This is a genomic window from Paenibacillus sp. Aloe-11 (genome assembly GCF_000245715.1).
Taxonomy (GTDB): Bacteria; Bacillota; Bacilli; order Paenibacillales; family Paenibacillaceae; genus Paenibacillus; species Paenibacillus kribbensis.
The window spans coordinates 196,050-198,682 of record NZ_JH601059.1 but is presented as its reverse complement, the minus strand read 5'-3'; the positions used below and the strand labels follow the sequence as shown (position 1 = coordinate 198,682).

Below are 2,633 nucleotides of genomic sequence, written 5' to 3'. Positions count from 1 at the left end.
GCCTCTTGGGAAAAGGGGAGGGCCGCGGGGCTCCATGACGGCTACGACGAAGGATACCTGCGCGGACGCGCCAACGCCATTGTTGCCCGGACGCAATCCGTTTTTCCTTTTCGACAAATCCATGTACTGTATGTCGTCTCGGGCAAAGGCCTTCCGTATGCTCCGCTGGATGAGGCAGTCATTAACACGCTGCAAGGCATGACAGCTCAGGTTACCGTATCGGACCCGCGCCAGCCGGTAGGAGATATTGCCGCTCAGCTCCGTCCGAATCTGATGCTGTCACTGGATGGGATGGATCTTCCGGTAGAGCAGGTTGCTGCGGTGCGCCAGTTAGGCATCCCAACCGCCATCTGGCTTACAGACGATCCTTATTACACTGATACCACGACTAAAATTGTTCCGAATTATGATCATGTATTCACACTGGAAATGAATTGTTTAGAGCTGTACCGTCAGCTGGGCTGCTCATCTGTACACTATTTGCCCTTCGGGGCATTTCCGACTCACTATTTTCCGCTCAGCTCGCCCGCTCCGATCAGACGTGAAATCGGCTTTACCGGCTCGGCCTATTGGAATCGCATCTATTTCTTTAATCCGATTATGCCCCAGCTTATGGCACGCAACACTAAAATCAATGGAATCTGGTGGGATCGTCTTCCTGATTATCAGTTGTATGGCGACAAAATTGAGCTGGGCCGCTGGATGTCCCCGGTCGAAACCAATGATTCTTATAACGGCAGCAAAATCGTGATTAATCTTCATCGTTCCCATCAGGATGATTCGGTGAACAACAACGTGCTGAAAATTCCGGGAGTTTCCCCGAATCCGCGTACGTTCGAAATTTGCGCCAGCTGCACCTTGCAGTTGACCGATACAAGGGATGATCTGGCCCGTTTTTACAAGCCGGGAGAAGAGATTGAGACGTACAGCTCTCAGCAGGAATTGCTGGAGAAGATTGAGTTTTATTTGACACATGAAAAGGAACGCCGCGAAATTGCTCTGCGCGCGCTGGAACGAACCTTGCGGGAGCACACGTATGGTCACCGGATAGACCAGCTGCTGTCGATTGTATTTCCATAATACCATTCGCACATCTGCTGGTTGCTATTTTAAAGGAGGTGAACTCCAATCAAGCCGAAGATGATGCTATTCAGCCATGTCAGCAACGTCCGTAATATTACGGGAGCCGAGAAACTGCTATTGCAATTTTGTTTGGGTATTCGTACGTACTTCGACTGCATTCTGGTAACGCCTGGTGAAGGGCGGCTGACCTCGATTGCCCGCAAGCGCGGGATCACTGTTCAGATTCAGAACCTGTTTATGCTGCACGGCATGTATACCCCGTATGAGGGATTGGCGCAGGATGCGGAGAATTTGCGGAACCATGTTGCGTATGCACCGTTGCTCCAAATGCTGCAGCAAGCTCGCCCTGATGTGGTGCTGGTCAATACCTGTGTGAACGTTATGCCTGCAATGGCTGCCCAAGAGCTGAATATTCCGGTCATCTGGAAAATAACCGAGGTTATTAACCAGAATGAGCATACGCCAGTTTCTGTCTCCATCATTGAGCGTTACAGTCAATGGGTCATCGGCATTTCACAAGCCGTTATGCGCCCTCTGCATGGCGGGGGGCTGGCACGCCCGCATACGGCGTTGTCACCTTGCCGGGATATGGATATGCCGCCTCCCAAGGAGCATGCACTAGAACGTAAAAGAAAACGTGAGAAGCTGGGGCTGCGGGATTTTCATATTTGCATTGGTTATATTTCTTCCTTTATCAACAAAGCCAAGGGGTTGCTGCCTTTTGTCCAGATGGCCCTAAAGCTGTGCGAAACCCATTCGCGCTGTCGTTTCTGGATTATTGGCAGCCCGGTGGATTCGGAATATTACGTAGAATGTGTCACGTTAATCCGCCAATCTCGTTATAGTCGCCGCTTTCAGTTCAACTCATTCGAGGCGTCTGTGTCGACTGCCTATAGCGCGATGGATATTGTTGTAATTCCCAGTATGGTGGAGGAAGGCTTTGGTCTGACGGCACTGGAAGGGTTGGTTTACGGCAAGCCTGTTGTAGCCTTTGCGCAGGGCGGATTGGTCGAATTGATGGAGGCGACCAGAAATACGGATTTTTTGGTGGAGCCGGGGAACAGCGACATGCTCGCGCAAAAAGTGGGCTATCTGCTCGATCATCCCGAAGAAATAGAACGAATTGGGATACGTAATAACAGCGCGGCCACGCGTGTTTACGGACCCGATTCCTATCGAGGCAACTTGCATCTCATGGTTAGTCAATGGGTGTGTCATCATCCACATTGGTTTCCGCTGATTCAGCAGCCGGGTGGACCTGTATGGACGAGGGAAGGCGAAGGGCTGCGTCCGGTCATCGCTATACCCGAGGCATTTACCAGCACAATTCGAGAATTTCCCGAATCGGTGATTTGTCAGCTGCCTGTGCTGGGGCTGCCGCCAATCGAATATGCGGCTATTCAAGGCTTGCCGCAACCAGCTCCTCCTTTGCCTGAGTCACAGCCAGAACCGCGCCGCAGCAAGCGCAGCATGCGTGCAAGATGGCCGAAGGGCCGCAGGCATAGCAGACTGCGTAATCGCAGGAGCCGTAAGCGTAGCAGTGGCAGGAA

General features: G+C 52.0%; 2 protein-coding genes. Both read left to right on the top strand.

The annotated features are described in order from the left end of the window. Positions 1–1,080: CgeB family protein (locus WG8_RS19060; protein WP_007431863.1), on the top strand; the 1,080-nt coding region annotated here is incomplete at its 5' end. A 60-nt stretch (positions 1,081–1,140) separates the two neighbouring features. After that, positions 1,141–2,633, top strand: a 1,493-nt coding sequence (locus WG8_RS19055; RefSeq protein WP_007431862.1) for a glycosyltransferase family 4 protein, incomplete at its 3' end; no start/stop codon positions are given.